Source organism: Methanosarcina mangrovi, assembly GCF_052057765.1.
Taxonomy (GTDB): domain Archaea; phylum Halobacteriota; class Methanosarcinia; order Methanosarcinales; family Methanosarcinaceae; genus Methanosarcina.
In genome coordinates this window covers 2775438-2797550 of the sequence record NZ_CP195120.1, presented here as the reverse complement: position 1 = coordinate 2797550, position 22113 = coordinate 2775438, and the positions used below count along the sequence as shown (strand labels likewise).

The 22113-nt window shown below is 40.7% G+C and carries 22 protein-coding genes and 1 pseudogene; 19 read left to right on the top strand and 4 right to left on the bottom strand.

Annotation, left to right across the window (positions count from 1 at the left end; translation table 11 throughout):
* The first annotated feature begins 174 nt into the window (after window positions 1-174).
* The 10 genes from ACSAZL_RS12475 (at window position 175) to ACSAZL_RS12430 (ending at window position 6997) form a co-directional block, all read left to right on the top strand.
* On the top strand, window positions 175-483 hold the full coding sequence (locus tag ACSAZL_RS12475) for a hypothetical protein (protein ID WP_440944969.1): 309 nt from the start codon (window positions 175-177) through the stop codon (window positions 481-483).
* Window positions 484-494: 11 nt separating this feature from the next.
* Entirely contained in the window at window positions 495-866 is a 372-nt protein-coding gene (locus tag ACSAZL_RS12470; protein WP_440944968.1) for a hypothetical protein, read from the top strand.
* A gap of 16 nt (window positions 867-882) precedes the next feature.
* Window positions 883-2919, top strand: coding sequence for a hypothetical protein (locus ACSAZL_RS12465; RefSeq protein ID WP_440944967.1), 2037 nt, complete (start codon window positions 883-885; stop codon window positions 2917-2919).
* Entirely contained in the window at window positions 2919-3890 is a 972-nt protein-coding gene (locus ACSAZL_RS12460) for a hypothetical protein (RefSeq protein WP_440944966.1), read from the top strand. Before ACSAZL_RS12465 ends, ACSAZL_RS12460 begins: the two co-directional genes overlap by 1 nt.
* 13 nt (window positions 3891-3903) lie before the next feature.
* Entirely contained in the window at window positions 3904-4395 is a 492-nt protein-coding gene (locus tag ACSAZL_RS12455; protein WP_440944965.1) for a hypothetical protein, read from the top strand.
* Window positions 4396-4405: 10 nt separating this feature from the next.
* Window positions 4406-4585: a hypothetical protein gene (locus ACSAZL_RS12450; RefSeq protein WP_440944964.1), complete on the top strand. Its 180-nt coding sequence runs from the start codon at window positions 4406-4408 to the stop codon at window positions 4583-4585.
* Between the two features lie 4 nt (window positions 4586-4589).
* Window positions 4590-5081 (top strand): hypothetical protein, encoded by a 492-nt coding sequence (locus tag ACSAZL_RS12445; RefSeq protein ID WP_440944963.1) that lies wholly within the window; start codon window positions 4590-4592, stop codon window positions 5079-5081.
* Window positions 5062-5481, top strand: coding sequence for a hypothetical protein (locus ACSAZL_RS12440; protein WP_440944962.1), 420 nt, complete (start codon window positions 5062-5064; stop codon window positions 5479-5481). Before ACSAZL_RS12445 ends, ACSAZL_RS12440 begins: the two co-directional genes overlap by 20 nt.
* A 187-nt stretch (window positions 5482-5668) precedes the next feature.
* Complete coding sequence (locus tag ACSAZL_RS12435) at window positions 5669-6676, top strand: hypothetical protein (RefSeq protein ID WP_440944961.1); 1008 nt, start codon at window positions 5669-5671, stop codon at window positions 6674-6676.
* Window positions 6677-6736: 60 nt separating this feature from the next.
* Window positions 6737-6997, top strand: a complete 261-nt coding sequence (locus tag ACSAZL_RS12430; protein WP_440944960.1) for a hypothetical protein — start codon at window positions 6737-6739, stop codon at window positions 6995-6997.
* 2 nt (window positions 6998-6999) lie between these two features.
* On the opposite strand, the gene ACSAZL_RS12425 is transcribed toward ACSAZL_RS12430, so the two are convergent.
* Both ACSAZL_RS12425 and ACSAZL_RS12420 read right to left on the bottom strand, forming a co-directional pair.
* Complete coding sequence (locus ACSAZL_RS12425) at window positions 7000-8244, bottom strand: tyrosine-type recombinase/integrase (protein ID WP_440944959.1); 1245 nt, start codon at window positions 8242-8244, stop codon at window positions 7000-7002.
* A gap of 193 nt (window positions 8245-8437) precedes the next feature.
* Window positions 8438-9685, bottom strand: coding sequence for a hypothetical protein (locus ACSAZL_RS12420; protein ID WP_440944958.1), 1248 nt, complete (start codon window positions 9683-9685; stop codon window positions 8438-8440).
* 263 nt (window positions 9686-9948) lie between these two features.
* On the opposite strand from ACSAZL_RS12420, the gene ACSAZL_RS12415 reads away from it, so the two are divergent.
* The 3 genes and pseudogenes from ACSAZL_RS12415 (at window position 9949) to ACSAZL_RS12405 (ending at window position 12568) form a co-directional block, all read left to right on the top strand.
* Window positions 9949-10401, top strand: a complete 453-nt coding sequence (locus tag ACSAZL_RS12415; protein ID WP_440944957.1) for a serpin family protein — start codon at window positions 9949-9951, stop codon at window positions 10399-10401.
* Window positions 10398-11575: pseudogene (locus ACSAZL_RS12410) on the top strand (IS256 family transposase). The gene ACSAZL_RS12415 and the pseudogene ACSAZL_RS12410 overlap by 4 nt, the downstream one beginning before the upstream one ends.
* A 63-nt stretch (window positions 11576-11638) precedes the next feature.
* Entirely contained in the window at window positions 11639-12568 is a 930-nt protein-coding gene (locus ACSAZL_RS12405) for a serpin family protein (RefSeq protein WP_440944956.1), read from the top strand.
* 99 nt (window positions 12569-12667) lie between these two features.
* On the opposite strand, the gene ACSAZL_RS12400 is transcribed toward ACSAZL_RS12405, so the two are convergent.
* Complete coding sequence (locus tag ACSAZL_RS12400) at window positions 12668-13456, bottom strand: helix-turn-helix transcriptional regulator (protein ID WP_440944955.1); 789 nt, start codon at window positions 13454-13456, stop codon at window positions 12668-12670.
* 304 nt (window positions 13457-13760) lie between these two features.
* Between ACSAZL_RS12400 and ACSAZL_RS12395 the strand changes: the two genes are divergently transcribed.
* From ACSAZL_RS12395 to ACSAZL_RS12380, 4 genes are all read left to right on the top strand, one after another.
* A complete protein-coding gene (locus tag ACSAZL_RS12395; protein WP_440944954.1) occupies window positions 13761-16826 on the top strand; it encodes a HEAT repeat domain-containing protein in 3066 nt (1021 codons plus the stop codon).
* Between the two features lie 75 nt (window positions 16827-16901).
* Entirely contained in the window at window positions 16902-17219 is a 318-nt protein-coding gene (locus ACSAZL_RS12390; protein WP_440944953.1) for a hypothetical protein, read from the top strand.
* A 178-nt stretch (window positions 17220-17397) separates the two neighbouring features.
* Entirely contained in the window at window positions 17398-17583 is a 186-nt protein-coding gene (locus ACSAZL_RS12385; RefSeq protein ID WP_440944952.1) for a hypothetical protein, read from the top strand.
* Window positions 17584-17844: 261 nt separating this feature from the next.
* Window positions 17845-19023 (top strand): AI-2E family transporter, encoded by a 1179-nt coding sequence (locus ACSAZL_RS12380; RefSeq protein ID WP_440944951.1) that lies wholly within the window; start codon window positions 17845-17847, stop codon window positions 19021-19023.
* Window positions 19024-19082: 59 nt separating this feature from the next.
* On the opposite strand, the gene ACSAZL_RS12375 is transcribed toward ACSAZL_RS12380, so the two are convergent.
* Window positions 19083-19220, bottom strand: a complete 138-nt coding sequence (locus ACSAZL_RS12375) for a hypothetical protein (RefSeq protein WP_440944950.1) — start codon at window positions 19218-19220, stop codon at window positions 19083-19085.
* 411 nt (window positions 19221-19631) lie between these two features.
* Between ACSAZL_RS12375 and ACSAZL_RS12370 the strand changes: the two genes are divergently transcribed.
* A complete protein-coding gene (locus tag ACSAZL_RS12370; RefSeq protein WP_440944949.1) occupies window positions 19632-20027 on the top strand; it encodes a tetratricopeptide repeat protein in 396 nt (131 codons plus the stop codon).
* A gap of 968 nt (window positions 20028-20995) precedes the next feature.
* On the top strand, window positions 20996-21364 hold the full coding sequence (locus tag ACSAZL_RS12365; protein ID WP_440944948.1) for a hypothetical protein: 369 nt from the start codon (window positions 20996-20998) through the stop codon (window positions 21362-21364).
* The last annotated feature ends 749 nt before the right edge of the window (window positions 21365-22113 follow it).

Sequence of the window (22113 nt, the reverse complement as noted above, 5' to 3'; positions counted from 1 at the left end):
CTCAATAAAGCATTTTATTTTTTACCGCTATCGATTTTTTACCGAGGGAAAAAATTTCATCTTGTATGTTAGTACATACAAATCATATTTCCAAAAATTCTAATTTTTTTAATTAAAAATTAATTTCCTTAGATTTTTGTGTGTTTTATATATGAATAAATTCTACCAAATATTATGATCACAAACAAGTCCATTAAAGAAAAAGCTCTTTCTCTTAAGAACAAATGTTCTCAGAGAAATATATCTGCTGCAATCGCAGCAACCACAGGAGGTTTAAGTCTCTCCATCCTCACTGGTGGGGCATCTGCAAGCGTTATTAACGTATCTCAGATTACTGGTATCCTCTCAGACATGGGCCTTATATTCCCATCCTTCGGGGATCTGGTTGTTGCAATCGTTCCTACAATCATGACCCTAGCAGTAGTCGGGTTCATTCTCAAATTCTTTGATAAAATACTTGCCATGATTGACAAGCTTGTATAAGGGGGGCATAAATGCGCCCCATATCATTTTTCCAGATTACAATTTCTTTTTTCTTGCTTCTCTCTTCGCTCTGCCTGCCAGCCGCAGCCTCTAACGTATCTATAAATTTCAATGACCTGAACATTGTAGAGCGTGATATTTCTGTATATCAGGTCTCAGAAACAGGCGTATCAGTAATATATTCAGGGTCCACTGAAAATGCCTCCATCTCATTAAATCCGGACTATTCATATCAGATAGTAGTTGAACCCTCTGAATTTACATGGATAGACGATCCGCGTAACGCTTTAACGTATTTTATAGACACAGCCGCAGGACAAACAATATCTTTCTTCGGTGGCGCCCTGGTATTTGTTGGAATAGTCAAGCTAATTTTCAGATAATAGGGGGGTTTGGAAATTGAAGAAGAAAATTATTATTCTCTCTCTGCTAGCTCTCTGCCTGCTAACATTCCCTGCTTCGGCCTGGGAAGAATCATTTGAAAACCACCCAAATGACGGGGGATATGACAATTATTTTAACTGCCCGACTCTTGAATTATCATCTTATGAGCATGGGTATTGTCTGGTAATGAATGAAGGGGATATTCCTCTAACCATGCAAATTAATTCTTCATTCCCTGGCCAGTTTTCATTTTCTGTGAAGGGAAAAGATGAGGGGCACATTGGTCCAGTAGCAATAGGATTCAAACTTTATAATGCAGACAATGAGGTAATTTTTTCTGATCCGAACATGAAAACAATCTCCTATAATACCGCATGGACTAGATTAGAATTCATCGAAACAGTAAGCGGTAATGGTATAGATTGTTATGCTAACGGGGTACTGTCCGATTCCACAGCATATTCAATATCTGGGGAATCAGCCGTAAGGATGGAAATAACAGTAACAACATCTCCTTATGCATGTGGATTATATTTAGACGACTTCACGACATCTTCTCATAATAGTGTAGTAAGTTGTGATGAATCAGCAGACGAATCAGACACATATCAATATTTCAGAGTCGGATGTCCATATTTAAAATCTGGGTATTCATGGTTTTATAGAGTGTATGACAGTGAATTAAATCAGGTAGTAACCGACACTCCGATAAGTAACCTGAATGAGTTATCAATCCCAGTATCATCTCTATCTGAATCTGAATATTTTTCTATAAAACTATTTTATACATATAACGGTAACACATATTTTTCAAATTCACGCACATTTGATTTAACTGCAATAACCGGGTATTCCCTCACAATCGAAAATCCGGAAGTATCTCCGGGGGAACTACTTAATATATATTGTTACAACGCATCAGGGTTTACTTTACAATGTGATGGCCCAAGCTCAGATGATTTAGAATCATATACAATATCTGACACAGAGGAATTAATATCTTATTTAGTTCCGGAAGATTCTGTATCTGGAACCGGAGTAGTAATACTTAGAAACCCATCAGGGGCAAAAGTTGCGTATGAATACTTTGAAGTTGTCGGAGGAGTCGGGGGAAATTCGGAAATAAGCTTTGATAAGTCGGCATATACAAATTCTGATAAAGTATCTATCACTTATTCAAATCTCCCTGCAGGCTGCCAGGTGCAACTAACAGGCACGAAAGCAGGCAGTAGCGCGAAAACAATTTCTGAAACGTACACTAAAACCGGTTCAGGAATCTTTTATTATCAGCTGTCAGGAGAGGATATTTCCTCTCTCTATGTTGTTGCTGCCTATGATGGGGAACTTCTCGATTCCGACAGCGCAACAGTCGCAAGCGGAGACGACTATGTAATATACGGTACTGTCTACGATGCGAACACCCTTACAGCCATAGAAGGAGCCTCGGTAGCTGTTGGCGGCTCGGTTGTATATACTGATGATGCTGGCCGTTATGATATGACCACTAGCGCAGGCACTAAAAACTTAGTGGTAGGGGCTGACGGCTATAACACACTTTCAACAACGATAGACATTCTTTCTATAAGCACTCTGAAAAATATCTATCTGGTTCCTATCACAGCCTCAGAAGGGGAAACAGGGATAATATACGGAGCCTGCGCGGATTATGACACAGGGGAAGCCATAGGAACCGCATATATTCAGATCGCAAACGGCTCAGTTTCATATTCTGCTTTAGGTAGGTCCTCTACAGGGGCATATATGTTTGAGGGCCTCCCAAACGGTTCTACATGGACCCTATCCGCCTCAAAAACAGGGTATGACAATTACCAAAAAACAATAACAGTTAATGGATCAACATTTCATCTCATCCGTTTAGTTTCTCAGACCTCCGGAGGTAGCACTCAACCAGAAGACGATGACGACAGCAGCACAGAAAGACCCGGTCGTCAGGCAGCCCGTGAAAGTATGGAAGAATTTGAGGAGGTCGTCCCTGGTCTTTTAGGCTTCGTAGTCTTTGCAGTATTCATAAAAATAATTGAGGGGCTATGATGAGAAATTACTTTCCTCTAATTTTTTTCATATTAGCTCTGGCAATGCCGGGATCGGCAGCCGATGAATTTACACAGGAACATATCCAATCATTTAGTATTGATGCTCCCGAAGGGTTAGTATTATCAGGACTAAACGCCGGGAACCTTGACCCTAACTCTAACAGTTCCTTCATTTTCAATGCATATGGAGATGTCTATAAATTAGACATCAATAGCTCTAAATCCTGGGGCTGGTGGAATTTCGACATTACTCTACAATCACCTAACGGTTCCATAGAAACGAAGCATCTGAGGACTTTACACCCCACATCAACAAATTATGACTTGCATGTCCAATATTTTTTCATGGAAACAGATACAGCTTTTGACGTTGACGTATATACCGGACTGATCCCTCTTACTGCATCCTTCACAAATCTTGCAAGCGCATCTTCTGAATGGGCTGATATCCTCCCTGATGATTATTTATATACCCGTTTACGGTTCTCCAATATAGCAGGTTCTTCTAACTGCTTTTTTGACCTTACCGTATACGCATCAACAGAAGAAGAATTCCAGCAACAAGAAGCCGAAGACATTAGTTTGCTAATTAACTACGGAATTGATGAAGTATTGTCGTGGGCTTGGGATGGAGTTTTGTCCTTCGTGGAGTTGATTCCAGGCGTGGGTCCATACCTCTCTATAACCCTCACCATGGCAGCAATGACTCTTAGCTCAATATCATTCTACTTCAATTTGTTTTTCATTGAGTATGCAGAAACTACTTTCTGTACTGTTGAGTTTTTCGTATGGAGTTACGCACTAACGGGATTTAAACGCGGGGGGATATTTGGATTTCTCAAAAAATTAGCAAATACCCATATTCAGATAATTGATTTTGGGTTCAAAATAGTATCAGGCTCGATATCAATTATATTCCGGATCTTTGAAGGCATAGCTACGATAGTGAACGCACTAAAACCAATTTGAGGAGGTCAATATATTGTTTTCCAAAATTTCAGAACAACTTACTAAATATAGAGCAGATGCGCAGCCAGAATATAACCCCCAGTTAAAACCAGCTAAAAAAAAGAAAAGCAGGTTTAGACGTGGGGATATGGTTACAGGTCTGATATTCTCCCCAGGTCAAAATGGCGGACATCTGACAACCCTTCGCAAAGAGGAAAACATTCTGAAAAATAAAAATGAGGATCAGTCATTCCTCATTGTAGAGCCCCCGGCCCTGTGGGTGCAGCACAAAGAAAAAATATATTATATTTACCTGTGTGATGCAGAAAAAGGGGTTACTGTGGACGTGAAATTCTATAAAGGGGATGAATTGGCCCAACTATTCTGTGATCCTCGTATGGTTAATAACGTCTTCGATGAGTCATTTATTAGCCGTGCCACAAATATAAAACCGGATTGGAAACAGCTTATAGGTGTCGGGCTCTTCTCGGGGCTTTTCTTCTTTGTATTCGGCTTAATGTTCTAAGGTGGTATAATTGATAAAAATTACAAGAACTGAATTCTTTTCTTTCTTTATGGGGGGTTTCTGCGGGACCGGGGCTACATTCGCCCATCTAAACCAGTATTTTACAGCAGCAGGATTTATTCTCCTCTCTCTATTAATCGAATTTTTCCTCCTCATTCCAGCAAAAAAAAATGAGAAAATAGAAACTTAATGAGGTGATCAAGCTGGCAGAAGAAACAGATAAAAGCAAGCAGCTAAGGGAATCTATCAAAGCCGAAAAAGAAGCCGAACAGAAAAAAATAATGTCCCTCCGGAAAGATCTTGATGACTCAGACACAACAAAATATAGTCCTGCAGTAATGCGCCATCAGGCCCTTTTAGCCCTTGCAAATGAACAATCTGACGCCCTTTATGACGTGGACCCTGAACAGATCCCTTACATTTCTTACCTTCGGGCCATAAATGAAAAAATACCTATTCCGGCAACAATGGCCCTTATAAATTCTCAGTTATCCCTTAGCCGGTCAATCAACAGAAAGGGGCGTATGGAATTTGCACAAACACTAATAGAAAGGCCCTTGTTTTTCCCTCAACAGCTACCAGCCGGAGCCCTGCCAGGCTTGGATTATGGAGAACGGCCAGGAGTCCTTAAACGAATGGTGTCTAAACTTAGGAGGAAAGAAGATAATGGTATACCGCAGCAATAACACAGCAGGTAAAGGGGGGATGGCCTTTATCCTTTCCCTCACTCTATCCGAGCAGGTCCGGCAACTTGAAGCCCCTCTTATAGCTAGGATAAACCACATAGCCCTTATTTTCAATGAAATTAAGGCCATTCTGGACGCAGACCAGGATAAGAAATTAAGCGAAGAAGACCGGGCTAACCTCAAAATTATTTCAGACAATATAGACGCTCTCAGAGACTCTTACGAACCTTTCATTGACGATCCAGAAGCACGACAAACCGCAGACTCAAAGCGCAAAAAATGTGAAAAGCTCTTAGATCTCACCCGGTATTACTTGCTTTTCCTTGTCGAAAAACATAAACTATGTGATATTTCCACGCTGAAACATATTAGCGGAGTATCCTGGGAGAATGAAGAATGATGGATCCAAACCTATTAACCTTCCCTGTATCCTCGGTTCCTGAGGGGTGTATAATCATATCATGGTATAATCTCAAGCTCCTTGCGGGCGGTTCTTTCGCTTTTGGTATGATAGTTAATTCCTTATTCAACTATCTTAAAAACCACAATGGTAAAAGGCTTAAACTTAACTCATCTGAGGGCTAACAATGAGAGATACAAAGGATATGCCTTACTGGCAGCGTCGTTTTTTGGGGGAAGTCCTTAAAAAGCCGGGGGTTCACTGCCTGGGTCAGGGGCACACAGGGGGAGGAAAAACAAATCTACTTCATTGGATAGTATCGGGCTTTCTCAATCTCCGTGATGAACTCCCGGCGCATGATTGGGAAACCCTTGTCTGGTTCGACAGGGGTAAAAGCTCAGAAATCCTTAAACTCTGCCGCACTGCTCAGGTCCGCTTTCTGATCCCTGAAGGATGTGATATCGAATTAGTGCTTTTTGATGATGCGACTATCTGCGACTATGAAAAAAAATATTTCAGCAACCCGGCTGAAATCTGGGATTTACTGGACAGGGACCGGATTAATATTATCTGCCTTCAACGCTTCTTAATGGACCCTGAGGCATTCCCTCCGGTAGTCGCAAAATTGTTTAAGTCCCTTATCCTGAAAAGCTTCAATTATTCGATTCACCCGGAAAACTGCGCCCCGTCTATCCTCCTTCCCCGCATTACTCTAATCATAGATGAAATCAACAATATAGCTCCCTCGAAAGGTCAGGGTACAGGTAGCAAGGATGAGGCCAACGCCGGAGCCTGGATTCAGCAGAATATTGAACAGTTGCGCAGCCAGAATATCCGGCTTATAGGTACAACTCACGGCTGGCGAAAACTGCGCCCTGGTGTCCGTTCCTCTTTCCAAACTCATATAGCCTTACCCGGCGCATACTACCCGAGCAGCGAAAAGCCCAAACTTGCCCGGTTTAACATTCTCTTTGAAAAACTTGAAACAGGTCAGTGCTGTATGATATTCGAAAAGGACATTTTCTCAGATCCGTTTAAAGTCCCCTGGTTGGGGAAAGGGTCGGACCTCGGGTACATCCTTTATCATGGGCAAATGAAAAAAGCAAAAAGGCAACCCAAACAGCAAATATCAACACAGGCCCTTTTATCAGCTCTCACTCAACTCTCTCAGCAACAGGGAGAAATTCAAAATTAAATAACTTTTTTAACTTTAGTTATATATACTCCCTAATCTCTTTTTTTCTGGTGATGTTTTTTGGAATCACTTATTACAGTTGCCCGCAACCTTGGATTAGAAAATAAGGATAGGAAAGCTAAAACTTTTCAAATAGAAAAATTTATCCTTCAAATAATGGATATGCACTCACTATCTTATTCTGATATAGTGAACGTAGCGCTTGAAAAATATCTCCGAGAAAAAGGATTTCTTACTGAGGAATCAATCAAAACGCTTTCTTCAATCTCCATTCTTGAAAAAACAATTTCTGAAGGTAATCTTTTAACTGAAATGTGTTAATTTCATTCCTTTAGTTTTTTCATAATCTCCTGAGCTTCGGGGCTCTTTGCAATCAGCTGCCGGAGTTCGTATATATCTTCATTCACTTTTTTGATTTTTCTAATTTCTTCTCTCAGCTCTCGAATCTCTGAATTTTCCACAGTTGCCCTGACTGCTTCCCTTGCGAGTATTTCATTCTCTGATTTCAATCTCTGATATTCCGGGCTTTCAGATACGTTTAGCTCCTTCTGTATCGTCAGATAAGGAATATACTTTTTATAGATCTCCTTTAATTTTTCAGGTGAGGCTCGGAAATATGCAGCCCTGGTATCATCAAGGGTGTGCCCCATACAATATTCCACAAAAAAAGAATCTGCTCCTGCATTAAGAAGAGCGGAATTAAAATATTTCCTCATGTTATGAGATCTTATTAAGTTCATGTTCCCTCCCCCTGCACACATACCAATTTTTACTGAAATAGATTGATATAAATTAAAAAAAGCATTAGTAGACAGTCGTCGCAAGGATTCATCTTTAGAAAATAAATATTCATCTGAGATTTTCTGCATTATAAATAAATATCCTTTGTCATTCGTTACCCGCTGCTTCTTCAGCTGTACATCTCTTATTTCATCTTTATGAGTTATTTCTCGCCCTCTAAACTCCAAATATGTATTAATTGCTCGGGTCGCTTCCGGGGTCAAAAAAGTTATAAAATCCGTATTGGTCTTTTCTCTCCTTAATTGTAATGTGCATATTTCAGTTTCAGGGTCATATCCTTGCTTATAGTCGCGAATTAGTAGATTCTGAATTTCATTTTTTGATAAACCGCTTGAAACACCTGTGAGGATTACTGCTTTAGTTAGTGGATCAGCAACACTTAATACTACTTGTAAATCTTCTTTAGAAGGAATTGGTTTATTTATTTCAAGTGGCTTAACCGCTCCTGCTCGAACTTTAGGTACATCAATATAAAAACAATTATAAAAACTTCTCAATGCTGCTAAATACGCAGCCCGAGATTTCGGGGCTATCTCTCTATCATGCAGATGCGCGGCATATAAATTCAGGTCGGTGAATATTGCCCGCTCATCCATAAATTTACCGTCTCTTATATCCGCTTTCGCTTCAGCAATAATTTCTGATGGGGATTTTTTTAAAAATTCAATGTACAGCTTCATTGCGACCTTATAATTATTTTGAGTTGCAGGTTTCTCTTTATACCTAGATAACCATAATTTAAGCTTAGGGTCGTCTAAAATGTCCACAGTTTAACCTCATATAATAAAGTATTCTTTAATTAAAAAATAATCTCTATCAAGTACGGGGTTTAGTCCGAAGTATGAAATTTAATCTGGTTTTCAGAATTAGCAGAAAGTTTGGAAAAATATCTTCTTATTGTACCGAATTCAGACATGTTACCAGGTATTTTTCCGGTCCTTTTCCTGAGAATTGGCAAAATCATTTTGCAACAGACCCTGAGTTAAGGATTTTCTCCATGATTTCTTCTTTTTCCGGGTCTTCAAGATAGGGCACAAGTGAAGAAAGAGCCTGTTCCCTCCGATATTCAGACTTAATTCCGGACGCAATCTCGAGGGCTTTTTCTAAAATTTCTTTTTTTCTTTCTTCCCCCAGATGCGGGATAACAAGTAAAAGGGCCTGCGGCCTCACGGCTTTATCCTTAAGGCTGGAAGCTAATTGGAGGGCTTCATCGATGATTTCCTCTTTTCTTTGCCCTTTCAGGCAGGGGACAAGCATTGATAAAGCCTGAACCTTCAGAAACTCGGATTGAATTCCGGCCGTCATTTCCAGGGCTTTTTCCAGAAGAATTGCATCCATGTTTTCGTCAAGGTGCGGGACAATCGAGGAAAGGATCTGGAATTTTGCATCATCATATTGAATATGGGGAGCGAAATCAAGGATATCTTCAATAATTTCCTCTTTTCCCGGTCCCTCCAGGTGAGAAGCAAGCGGAGCAAGGATCCTGGCTCTTTCGGCTTCGTCCTGAATATTGGAGGCAGAGTAAAGGGCTTTTTTTATGTATCCTCCCTTTTTTTGGCCTTCCAGATAAGGAATAACCAGGGAAAGAGCCTGGGATCTCAGGTCTCCGTATTGAATCTGGCAGGCGAAGTCAAGGGTTTTTTCCAGAATTTCTTCTTTCCCCTGCCTGCATTCTGACGGTTCTGAATTCCAGGTACTATCAGCACTGATGGTACTTTTAGTACTGACTCCCCCGCCATCACTTATGTTATTTACACAACTGTTTTTTGCTGTCAATTTTTCAAGAAGCTCGTTAAATTCTTTAAGCACTCTGGCTTTATCATTTGAGTTTTTTACGGAAATCCTGCCCGAACTTGCTTCAGCTGCTGGCTTCTTCATTGCCTCCTTTCCAATAAAAGATGAAATTTCTATTTCGAGATCCGGATACTTTTCAAACGATTTCAGGATCTCCTTAAAAAGAATCTGTTTTACTCCCGGATCGGAGGGTGCAATGACCATGTCTTCTGCGGCTTGTTTCAACTCAGGACTTTCTCTCGAAGACAGTTTTTCCCATAGCTTTTTCTTAACCGCCCAGACCTCAGGCCCTGCTTTTTTGCGGGCTTCTTCAGCCGCTTTTTTAGACCCGATGACCAGATAGGGAATTACAGGTTCAATAAGATCTGCTACTTCCTGTGCCAGTTGACTTTTTATTACATCCTGTTGCCGCATTGTTTCGTCCTTCTATTTAACAAAATATTATGTCCTTCTCTTTATGGTTTAGTTTCGGAATATATGGTAAAAACAAGTTTAACATCCGTACTGGAATAAATATAATGGCAGATAAATATTTTGTCGGAAGCTTCAGAGAAAACTCAATATAAGCCGTCTATTAATCAGTCTATAAATCCGTTTATAAAAAAGCAAATCGAAAAACAGGCATCTCCTGATAATATATAAATAAACTTTTGTATATAGTTCTCTGATATTAAGGCATGGGCAAAATGAAAATTCTTTTTCTTGTATTTATTCTAACATTACTATTCACAGGCTGCGTTGAAGATACAACTGCAATCGAGAAAAATACGGATGTGGTTGAGGAAAATACAGATGTGGTTGAGGAAAATACGGATGTGGTTGAGGAGGATACAACTGTAATTCCGGAAAGTACGATAAATGCAGGCTCAGTTGAAGATTATGATATTGCAGCTGCAAACAATGCTTTTGCTTTTGACATGTATTCACAACTGATGCAACTGGAAACCGGGGAATATGAAAACATCTTTTTTTCGCCGCACAGCATATCTGCCGCCATGGCGATCTGTTATGAGGGAGCTGAGGATACCACAAAAGAACAGATCTCAAAAGTATTCTATTTCCCATACAATAAAACAGTTTTGAAAGTTCGTATGGGGCAGTGTACCGAAAGTTCTGTAAAATATGATTGACTCTGTATCCTTTTTCTTCACCACAAAAAAACAGGATGCAGAGTCAATGGTAGATTTCTTCTCACTCATAAAAGATTATCTTTTCGATCAGGAAGATGGAATTCGCCAGTTAATTACCTGGTTTTTAAACCTTGTAATGGAGGAGGAAGCCCTCCTCCAGGCTGGTGCAAAACGTTATGAGAGAACTGATTCTCGCAAAGCCAGTAGAAACGGTTACAAACCCCGTACTCTCCTTACCAAGTATGGAGAGCTTGAATTATTAAAGCCTCAATTCCGTGAATTTCCCTTTGAAACAGAGGTTTTTGAGAAATATTCTCGAGTTGAACAGGCCATCTTATCCGCTGTAGCCGAATCTTACTTGCAAGGTGTTTCCACCCGAAGGGTGGATAAGGTTATGACTTCCTTAGGAATTAAGGGAATCTCAGCCTCTTCTGTTTCCAGAATTACAAAAGAGCTTGATGAAAAGGTTTCTGAATTCCTCTCAAAGCCAATAGAACAAGAAATTCCTTATCTGTTTATCGATGCAACCTATTTGAAAGTAAGAGACGGACTTCATTATGAAAATAAAGCTCTCTTTATAGTTGCTGGAATCAGGGATGACGGTTATCGTGAGATTCTTGGAACAAGATTGGCAGATAGTGAAGACTCCCTACTCTGGCAAGATCTATTCGAAGACCTGAAAGAAAGAGGTTTAAGAGGTGTCAAGTTAATTGTTTCTGATGGTCATAAAGGAATACAAAAAGCAGTTAGAGAATCCTTTATTGGATCAAGCTGGCAGATGTGCCATGTACATCTGACAAGACAAGCTCTAAAAAAGGTTCCAAAAAAAAAGCAAAAAGAAGTAGCAGAGAAGATAAAAGAAGCATTGGTAGACCGTCAGAAATACAGCGATTTGATAAGGGAACTGGATAAGATGGGATATAAAGGCGCAGCTGATACCCTTGAAAGGTTTCAGTATGATGTAATGAATTATATGCAGTTTCCAAAGAGTCATTGGAGAAGAATAAGGACAACAAATATCATGGAAAGAACTAACAAGGAGATAAAAAGAAGAAGCAAGGTGGTAGGGGCATTCCCTAACCAGGAATCAGTATTGAGACTGATTGTCTCAATACTGATCGATATTAATGAAGATTGGATCACAGGAAATAAGTATTTAATAATGGAACAGTAATCAAAAAAGAAGACTAAAAGGATATAGAGAGAATTTTACAGAAAAATTGGCACACTGCCTCGTATGGAGAGAATAAACGACAAGATAAATTCCGTAAATAGCGATTATGAGCTTCAAACTGCAAATGCACTCTGGGTGCAGGAATGGTATCCTGTAAAAGAAGCATATATCCATAATGTAAAAAAATACTATGACGGAGAAGTGACTAATCTGGACTTTGCAGGGAAACCGGATGCTTCCAGAGACACAATCAATGAATGGGTCGAAGCCAGAACCAATGATAAAATTAAGGATCTTGTTTCGGAAGATTCAATAACGGCTAATACAAGGGTAATTATTACAAATGCAGTTTACTTTAACGGAAAATGGGTGTATGAATTTGATAAGGAACTGACAGACAAAAAACCTTTCTATCCGACAAAAGGGGAAGAAGTCTCTGTTAACATGATGTACATGTGTAACAATTTTAATTATGGCGAAAACTCAAAGGCAAAAATCATAGAATTGCCTTATAAAGGCAATGATTTATCCATGTACATCGTGCTCCCGAAAAACAACAATATTGAAAAATTTGAAACAGAATTCACACTAAACGATTACACAGAACTTAAAAATGACATGGAATTCGTGGAGGAAGTAAAGACCACAATTCCTAAATTTAAGTTTGAGGCTAAAACCGAGCTTTCCGATTCCCTCATCGAAATGGGCGTCACGGACGCCTTTAACCTCGACCGGGCGAATTTTTCAGAAATTAGTGGCAGTCCATTAGCAATTTCCAGAGTGATTCATCAAACGTTTCTCGATGTAAAGGAAGAAGGTACAGAAGCTGCCGCAGCAACAATGGTGGGGATGGGGATGGGCATGAGCATCTCATGGGACGCCAAACCAAAGGAATTCACAGCCGACCATCCGTTCATGTTTTTCATAGAGGATGGAAGGACAAACTGCATCCTTTTCATGGGAAAAGTTGAATACCCTGAATATGAGGAGTGAGATTACTACACTTATATTTTTTTGATTTCCTACTTTTTAGATTTTTATTCTTTTTGATTTTCTATTTTTTAGGTTTCTGAGCCTCAAACTTCTATTCTTTCAAATTTCTTTTACTTCTCTGGACAGCTCTTCATAGTAAGCATAGAGTTCTTCTCCCCATCGGAGGGCTTCGGGATCAAAACATACGATGTCATTTATATGGTCGTAGGCACCGCTGGTGTAGAAGAAGCCAAGGGAGAGGAAGCTGTCTGTTACTGCTGATGAGAGGAGCAGTTCTTTATCGTAGACGTAGATGTGGGTGTTTTCAAGTGCAAGGAACTTTTCCACTTCAGGCCTGAATTCGGTTTTCATTCTTTCTAAAACGGGATCAGTCACAATCAGAGATATATCAATGCCCCTTGCTGCAAATTTCAGGAACATTTCCGGGTACAGAGGGTGGATAAAAGGAGAGATACCTTTTACAAATTTTGATTTTGCGATATTTTCCACAAATTCGTTGTGGGGAGAAAACATACTGCTTTCATCAAGAGGTGTGGTGAAGGTGCTGTTTTTCAGTTCACCTATCCTCTTCAAGAGGGGAAGGGGGATGCCGTCGAGCTTGTGGCTGGCCCAGAAATCGTATTTGTCCTCAAGGGTCTCCATAGTATTGACAAGATTCTGCATGTTTTCAGCTATTATGTCCCCCAGAAGGGTTAACTCGTACTTTTTCCTGTTCCCGCACAGGAGGTCCCTGTTTTTAAGTAATTTTATCTGAGGCTGAACCGAGGTCGGGCTGGCATTGAGAGAATTTTTTATTTCTTCAAGGCTTTTTGGGCCCTCTTTCAATAACAAAAGGATATTTTTTCTTTTTTCCGAAAATAAAACCAGATCGAGATAGGAGTTTTCCATATCCAGACTCCCCTTTTTCAAGATTTAACTTCTGAATTTTTTACAGCTTTTTATAGTCCTGTCTACATAATTTAAGTTCTAATATAAAGGATATTTGGAATTGAATAAGAAGCTATATGTTTTGATCCGGATATCCAGTATTTGAAGCTCCAAGTGTGATTCTTTTTTCACGGGTTGCCGAATACGCACCTGCAATACTTTTTTCTTCCGGATAAAATCAAAAATCAATACCTATAAGAAACAAACCTGCTAAACTCAAATACAGCAAATAGAAAGGGATTAGAGCAGCAGTTGGTGGAAATTCTTGAGTGATCAGCCAGGTATACATGATAAGACTTTCAGTCAGGTTTCGGACGAGAGGAAAAAGGCTGCAAGACAGCTGGGGGTTCTTTTTGAGGTTTTTCCTGAACGGAAGCAAGCATTTGAAGACCTTTTGAGGCTTTCTTCCGACAGGGATAGTGAGGTCAGGGAAGAGGCTATCAATTCCCTTGAGATGGTTTTTCCCAATGTGCCGGATAAGGAGCTTGCCTGGGAGAGGTTTGTAAACCTCACGGCTTATCCGTCAGAGAGGGTAATGAGAAGAGGGGTGCATGTCCTGATTACCGTTTTTCCACTTATGCCTGACAAAACAAGGGTGTGGAAAGACCTGGCCGGACTGGTAAACTCAAAGTCAAGCATGGAAGACGTAAGCAGGGGGATTGCCCGCCGGCTTCCTGACGTTATCCGGGAACTTCCTAATCAGGAGCAGGCCTGGAAAGACCTGCTTGAGATGACTGTTTCGGATGACTCTTATGTGCGGGAAAAGGCAGCTTCTTTTTTAAGTATGGTTTTTCCTGAAATGCCCGGGGGGAGGAAAAACGACTCATGGGATGAATTACTGAAACTGACGGACGAGTCTACGGATTCAAAAGTCCGGGAACTTGCTGCAAAATCTATTGGCGAAGTTTTTCCGTCCCTGCCTGAGGCAAAGAGAGATGAAGCCTGGGAAGAGGTACTGGAACTGGCAGGAAAAACCTCGGATCCGGCCGTGCAAAAGGAAATTCTGCTTGCTCTACCTTCGGTCTTTTCCTCGGTTCCGGATAAAAAAGTAGCATGGAGTGACCTTTTCCGGCTTACCGGAGATGAGAGCGGGCCTGTAAGAAAACAGGCAGCAGATGCCCTCGTTTCTATATTCCCTGAGATGCCCGACAGCATCAGGGTCTGGGCTGATTTCCTGAGGCTTACCAGGGCAAGGGACGGATACGTCAGGGATACTGCTGCAGATGCTCTTTCAGCTGTATTTCCGGGGCTGGAAGACAAAGACTCCGTCTGGAAAGAAATTCTCGAACTCACAGGGGATGAGGACGAATATGTCCGGAGGACCGCAGCTGATACCCTCAGTAAGGTTTTTCCATATGTATCTGACAAAAATCAGGCATACTCGGACCTTGTGCAGCTGGCTGAAAAAAAGGATAGTTATGTGCTCAGGAGAGTTATCAAGACTCTTGCTTCTGTCTGCCCTCAGTTCTTTGATGAGTATGGGATATATGAGGTGGAAGAAAGGGGAAATGAAGAAGGAGAAATTGAAGAGAAAGAGGGATGGAAGGATAAAGGGGAAAAAGGAATAAAAAGGACGGTAGAGTTAGAAAGAGAAGAAGAGAAAAGTAAACCTGCAGGTTTTTATAAGCTGGCCTCAGAAAAAGCTGCCTTTGTACGAAGGGATGCGGCCCATTCTTTAGGAGCTGTCTTTCCCGGAAAAGGGGAGGAAAAGAGAGCAAAGGATGAAAGCGGAATGAGAGAAAGGAGTGCGATCGAAAAAGAGCAGGCAAAAGAAATAGAAAATAAAAAACCTGCTTTTGATCTCCTGAAGCTGACCGGGGACAGAGACAGCTATGTACGAAAAGATGCAGCTGAGTCCTTTGCCAGAGCATACCCTTACCTGCCGGATAAAAAAGAAGTAATAGAAGAGCTGTTAAGCCTGATCCAGGACCCGGACCCGCAGATGCGCAGAGGAGCAATCGAATCTCTGCTTGCTCTTTATTCTCGGAAAGCAGGCAGGGCGCAGGATATCTGGGGCGAACTTCTTAAGATGTCAGGGGACAGAGACACAGGTGTTAGAAAGGGTGCTGCAGGGTTGCTTTCCCATGTCTTTCCGGCGGTTGAAGAAAAATCCGGAGTTTTTTTTGACCTTGTAAAACTAGCTGAAGGTCAGGACGTCCAGCTCCGGAAAAGAGCCGCAGAGCTTCTCACCGTTGCATTTGCGTATGCCGATAATAAACAGAGGGCGTGGAACGATCTGTTGAGGCTGACTTCCGTTGAAGACCGGGAAGTCCGAAAAGGGGCAGTAATTGCCCTTGCTTCCGGATTTGCAGCTGTTCCGGACAAAGGGAGAGCCTGGAGCGACCTTATAAGGCTTTCAACTCATAGCGACAGTTTTGTGCAGCGGACTGCAACGAGAGCGCTTGGATCTGCCTTTTTCTACGTGCCTGATAAAACCCAGGCATGGAGAGACCTGCAGGTTCTTATCGATAACCCCTATGTCTATGTCCGAAGGTACGCCCTCCGTTCCCTCGGAAAGGCTTCCCTCTGGAGGTCGCTCAGGGCGGAAAACGAAGCTGCTTATCTTTTCGGGTTCAAGGAAGCTGTCAAGTACTTTAAAGAAGCAGCCGAAACCCTTGTTGACACCTCCATACCTGAGTTCCATTCCCCATTTTATGAGCTCCTATTGCGGATACTTTTCAGCGAAAGTCCGGAAAGGGCTGCCAGGTTCGAAAGTGAGAGGTATTTCTCAAAGGTGACCCACGAGATCAGGGATCTGGAAGAGAATCAGAAGCTTCTGGAAATTCTGGAAGAGCTTGCAGGGCTTCTTCGAGCTGCAGGAAATCTGGCTCCCGGAGATCTGCCGGCCCAGAAGAAACTGCTTGAAAACTGTGTTGAGGCTTTTGATAGGGCTTCAGGGCTTCTGGAGGCTATGGAAGAAGATTTTATCCTTGCGCAGAAATCCGTGAAAAAAGAGTATCCCAGGATTGGAAAGGTAGTTCTGGAACAGAAGCTAAAAGAAACCCTTTCCGGAATCCGGTACCGGGCAAGGACCGCCTGCCTGCAGGCAAAGGGCACTCCTACGGAAAAAATTACATGCACGGTAAGCCAGAGGGTCCGAGAATGGAGTTTCCAGGACCTTGATAAAGACCGAAAAGAGCTGGACAGGCAGCTTGATTCTCTGCTCAATATCCTCAGGGCCCAGGTCCCAAAGCTGCCTGAGAACCAGTATTTTTTTGAAAAACTTGAAGATGTCCGGCAGGAACAGGACCTGCTCGAACGCTACAGGCGCGTAGGCAGACTAATAGGTCTGATCCCCGGAGTCAGGATGCCAAAAGCTTCAGGCAGATGAAGATCTTCTCCCTGGAAATTAAATGAAAGCTCTTTCTCCCAGGAATTTATATCCGATCCTGCCAATCCCTGTATTATGTACGAAGCAGGCATCGAAGTGACAGATGAGGACTTTGAATTTGCCAGACCTCCTCTCTCAAAAAAATTCATTCGCCTCGTATTTGAAAAGTATCAACTTGACTACATTGCCTATTTCGGGGAAAATATGTTCTATGTCTCAGGGCAAAACTCCCAGCCTCTTACTCCATTATATCCCAATGCCACATACCCTGAAGATGTCGAACTGGTTTTGGATTTTATGGCGCGTGAGAGGATCCGCAGGATAAAATACGAGGACGGGATACTTTTTCGGTCTGCAGTCCCTGGTCTCAGGGATTCGGGGAACAACAGCTGAAAATAAATTCGAAAAGTATTGATCTTAAAAAAGGTTCGATATGTCTGTTTAAGGTTCAGATATAGCTTTATTTGATACAGAAACCCGATTGTTTTTTTCCTTTTGTTCTGGTTATTTATAGTTTCATTGCAATAATTTGCATCACAAAATTTCTCTTTATCGTTAGGAGGGGTATTGAATGATACATCTATGGGAATATGATTCTCGCAGGATTCATGGTGTGCATATGCCACAAATGATGAGTGACCTTGAAAAAATCGGGAACGAGGGCTGGGAGCTGATTCTGGTTAAAGATGACATTGATGATGAAGGAACAGTAACTGCCATTTTCAAGCGGCAGAAGGCAGAGGTCATATCTCTGTAACTAAATTCCTTTTTTAACTGTTTCTTAACAATTTTTAAATACTTTCTATTTTTTGTTTTCAATTCTATTTTTACCACAAGTCTTTCATAAATTTGATCTGCTCGAATATTTCTCTCAAATGTTTCTCTCATATGTTTCTCTCAAATGTTTCTCTCAAATGTACTCCGATACTCTCAGGCAAACAAATTAAATGTTTTCATAGGGATGAGTTTATTTATATTGGTGGTAAGTTATTTATCTACTTCCTCAATATCTTATTCTATGAAAAGTTACGATCCTGTTAAGGCTGCCTATGCAGTTGTAATTACAATGGTTTCTCTATATACTTTATATATTACCTCCGCTTTTTTTTATGTTCTTATTCTCAGCGCTCTTTTTGCGTACATTATTCATCCTGTGTACTTCTTTTGCATCAGGTTCGTAAAGAGCAAGCAGATTTGTGCCCTGATCCCGCTTGGCACAATCTTTCTTATTACAGCGGCCTCCGGTGTTATGATAGTGAAGGCTTTGACGAATGAGATTTCAAGAATTTTGGAAATTCCCAATAATCTTAACGGGTTTGCAAATATGGATCTCAGACGGATATTAGGGCTTTTTGAGCCTTTTATCCAGACCCATCCAGGGAAACTGACTGAAAGCATCGGTGCATACTTAAATTCCCTGGTCACGGATTATGTGCCCCAAATCCAGAGTAATATCTTCCAGATCTCAACCGGCCTTTCTATCCTGATTATAGAGCTGATTGTAATAGTCGTCCTGACCTATTACCTGCTTGTAGAAAGCGAAACTATTGCAACCGAACTCCCGAATCTCTTTCCTGACAGGAAAGTGGGAGTCATATTCCTCGGAGAGCTCAATTACATTTACCAGAACCTCTTCATAGTTTATTTCCTGACCTGTCTCATAACCGGCATAATCGGGGGAGTCCTTTACTGGGTTCTTGGAGTGCCCTATCCTCTAATCTGGGGAATTGTAACCTTCATAATGGCTCTCCTGCCGGTTGTAGGTGCAGGCACGGTCTACGGTCTCCTTGCCCTTTACTATATCCTCATAGAGGATTTTTTCACAGCAGGAGCCCTGATTTTCCTGGGAATTATCTTCCTGAGCATTATCCCTGACTTTGTCATGAGACCGAAGCTTGCCAGAAACAGGGCTGCGATCCACCCTGCAATTACTCTCATCGCCTTTGCAGCTCCGGTCTTTGTTCTTGGCCCGATAGGGGTCATCATAGGCCCTCTTACATACGGGTTTTTGCTTGCAGCCTTCAGGACCAGGAAAATACTCGGGACTTCATCTATCAAAGCAGAGAGTCCAGATGCAAGCTCACCTGATGATTCGGTAGTCGGCAGCCCGAGAGAAAAAGCAGTTGAGTCCAAGGCCGGAAGATCCGTTGAAAGGCCGGTTCAGGTTTCAGGGGAATGTTCAAAGTCAGGCAATTAACCTCTAACAGGGTAAAGAGAAGCAAAGTGGCTTTTAATAGCAGAAATTTCAGGGAAAATTCAGGAGGTTTCCGCAGTAAAAATGGGTTCGGAGAAACGCATACTGCATTTATTTCTGACTGTAACGTCGGAACTCAGGTACCTTTCAAATCTGACCCCGAAAGACAGGTCGACTGAAGGGACTTCCTTCCTGACCACAGGCCTCCCGGAGAGAACCGCTATTAAGTGTTATCCATGTTACTGAGTAACATTAACACTTAATTCAACAATCATCACTTTCCTCATTTATTACATGTCACTTTCTAAGCAAGCTTCAGGCAGTTATTTTCAAGGTAAACTTTTAAGCCTCTCGTAATCATTTTAAGTTAAATTCTTTCGTCAAGCTGTTGTGTATATTTTCAAACTTGAACTTGCACAAAAGTGTTTTTTATCTGTCTAAAAGTTTATGTAGATGCGTGACTAATAATAATCCTGTTATATTAAAAAAATGTAAAAAACGATTTTTCACATATATTGGTTATTAATAAATATAATCGTTTACGAAAAAAAGTGATATAAATAGGGAGTACAGGTAAAACACTTATTGTTATAGGAATTATTTCCTTTATCTTGCCTTTATTCGGCTATCAGTTTATTATCGTCAGTATCTTTGGCAATTCATGGCCGCTCGCATCTCTTGGACTTATTGTCCTGGGCGGGTTTATGGTGACTCGAAATTCGACCCAGAAGAAAAGGGCGATAAATAATTTAATCGCTTTGCAGCCGAAAAGCTCTGCTGAATGGATCGATAAGGGTAATGTGCTCAATAAAATCGGAGAGAAAGATGAAACAATAAAAGCCTACGAGCAGGCGATAAAGTTAAAACCTGATTGTGCCGAGGCCTGGTATAACAAAAGTACTGCTCTCGCTTCTATTGGCAGACTCGATGATTCTATCGAAGCAAGGCAGAGGGCGATGGAACTGAATCCGGAACTGAAAAATGTTGTGGATTGCAAAAACTTCTGATGTTTTGTTGCTATCGAGTTCTGCAAACAGGTTGGTTCAAACAGGTTGGTTCAAACAGGTTGGTTTTCAGATCTCTCATCCTTCAATTTTTTGTCCCGCACAATTTGCTGTAAAATTCTAAATTCCGGGCTCTTAGAACAACCTGTCTTATTTTATAAAAATAGATTGCTTGTCACCTTTTCAACGTTTTTCCTCTTCTGCAATTTGCTCCGGATATCCATATGGAATGTAAGAATTTCTCAACAAACCCGAATACCAAAAACCTTGAGTTATCGAAAAACTGCTGAATAACCAGAAACTGCTGAATAACCAGAAACTGCTGAATAACCAGGAACTTCTGGATAGTCAAAAAAATCTTGAGTAAATAAAGGTCTGAATAATCAAAAAAGTTCCGAATTATCTATTTTGAAGAAAAGATTGCGTTCCCACCTAAATCCTGGAAGTTCCGAATGTTATAAGAGATGCTATTTATTTTGGGAAGAGGTTTGAGGTACTTTACTCATAGGCTGTGAGTTTTATATTATCTCTTTACTTGTGGGGTAGTTTTCGGAGTGGATATTGAAGTAGGTATTTTGGAATAGGTGTTTGCTAGTTTGGCGTTATGGTGAGAACGCATATTATACTATGCACTCACTGTATATAATATTTTCAACAACTAATTTTGTTTCATTCGTATATTCGTTAGTTTATTGATATATACTTATACTACTGGTGTAATATCGTGAATTTTCTCAAATCGTATTCGGGTTCCTTCTTGACCTGAAACCATCTTTAGAAATATATTTACTTAAATTTTTAAAAAACAATATATACTACTTAACCCAATTCTTAACTAAGATCTGGATTTTTTATGAATTTTTAGTTTTAATATCATTTTCGAAACCTGAGGAGGAAGAGGTATAATAAAATGTAATTTCATTCTGGCGCTGATTGTCTGGATACTGGTCACAGCAAGTTGTGCTGATGCCGTGCCAGAAGGTACTATAATAAAGGACGGCATATTGACGTATCCTGCGAAACATTACCTCACCGAAGATCCTCTTCTATTAGGCCTTGAAAATTACGGAAAAGATAACGAGACACAAACATCATGCGACTCTCCCAATACAGTCTATCTTGAAAAGGGATGCGTTTGTTTTGCTGACAGCAGCGGGAATATTATATCCCGGATTCCGGATGCTGGCAGCCTCTGGCTCTGTCCCTCCAGTATCCTTTCTATTTATTATTGCCGTAACGTGAACATACTGCAGCCCGGTTTTGCCATCCTTTGCTGTTCAACGTCTCCTTCTTTCAACCTGATAGCTTTATCTACTCCCTTAAATGCTACTTCTAACTAACCGTTGCAACTGTTGTCTGTAAACGGATAGGTCCAGGTTGCACTCAATTGCACTCAATTTTTTTCAATTTCGACAGGGGGTGCAAATGGATGAGATTAAACGAATTTCTAAAATAGCTTTCCGGATTCCTGACGAAAACAAAAGGTATGAGTATCGGATGTCGGCAAAATAAAAACTGACGCATGCATCGGATTTTATTAATACGGATTTATTGAAAAGAATTCTTTGGGTTTATTTTTAACATAAAACCCTGAGATGGAATATGAAAAGGGATATGAAAAAATCTTAAAAATCAGTTTTGTTTTTAAAATGAGTTTGCGTTCCCATCAGAAAATATCTGGAAGTTCCGAACGGTACTGAGAGATTTTTTGTTTGGGAAGAGGTTTGAGGTATTTGAGTTTTGGGTTGAGAGTTTTGTATTCGTCTCTTTATTGTGGAGTAGGTTTTGAAGTATGTGTTTGTGGGGTGTTTTGATGAGAACGCAATTTATACTACGCGGTCCTCATATATAATATTTTTAACACTTAATGTTATTCTATTGCACTATTTTTTAGCTCATCTTTTTAATTTTAGTTAATTGGTCTTGTGTTATATTATTGAACTAACTTTCTCCTTCTATTTGGCATAATATCTTACATACACAGTGTCTCTTATTGCTGTTTGTTTCATTGCAGTTTGTCTCTCATTGTAGTTTGTCTCGAACTGCGGGTTAATTACATTTCTTAATTTACTGCATTCTCTGGCCGCAT

Bases quoted from the DNA above. Each gene is read 5' to 3' on its own strand.
- ACSAZL_RS12475 (WP_440944969.1), top strand. From the start codon at position 175: ATGATCACAAACAAGTCCATTAAAGAAAAAGCTCTTTCTCTTAAGAAC.
- ACSAZL_RS12470 (WP_440944968.1), top strand. From the start codon at position 495: ATGCGCCCCATATCATTTTTCCAGATTACAATTTCTTTTTTCTTGCTT.
- ACSAZL_RS12460 (WP_440944966.1), top strand. From the start codon at position 2,919: ATGAGAAATTACTTTCCTCTAATTTTTTTCATATTAGCTCTGGCAATG.
- ACSAZL_RS12440 (WP_440944962.1), top strand. From the start codon at position 5,062: ATGGTATACCGCAGCAATAACACAGCAGGTAAAGGGGGGATGGCCTTT.
- ACSAZL_RS12435 (WP_440944961.1), top strand. From the start codon at position 5,669: ATGAGAGATACAAAGGATATGCCTTACTGGCAGCGTCGTTTTTTGGGG.
- ACSAZL_RS12420 (WP_440944958.1), bottom strand. From the start codon at position 9,685: ATGCGGCAACAGGATGTAATAAAAAGTCAACTGGCACAGGAAGTAGCA.
- ACSAZL_RS12415 (WP_440944957.1), top strand. From the start codon at position 9,949: ATGGGCAAAATGAAAATTCTTTTTCTTGTATTTATTCTAACATTACTA.
- ACSAZL_RS12405 (WP_440944956.1), top strand. From the start codon at position 11,639: ATGGAGAGAATAAACGACAAGATAAATTCCGTAAATAGCGATTATGAG.
- ACSAZL_RS12400 (WP_440944955.1), bottom strand. From the start codon at position 13,456: ATGGAAAACTCCTATCTCGATCTGGTTTTATTTTCGGAAAAAAGAAAA.
- ACSAZL_RS12390 (WP_440944953.1), top strand. From the start codon at position 16,902: ATGTACGAAGCAGGCATCGAAGTGACAGATGAGGACTTTGAATTTGCC.
- ACSAZL_RS12385 (WP_440944952.1), top strand. From the start codon at position 17,398: ATGATACATCTATGGGAATATGATTCTCGCAGGATTCATGGTGTGCAT.
- ACSAZL_RS12380 (WP_440944951.1), top strand. From the start codon at position 17,845: ATGAAAAGTTACGATCCTGTTAAGGCTGCCTATGCAGTTGTAATTACA.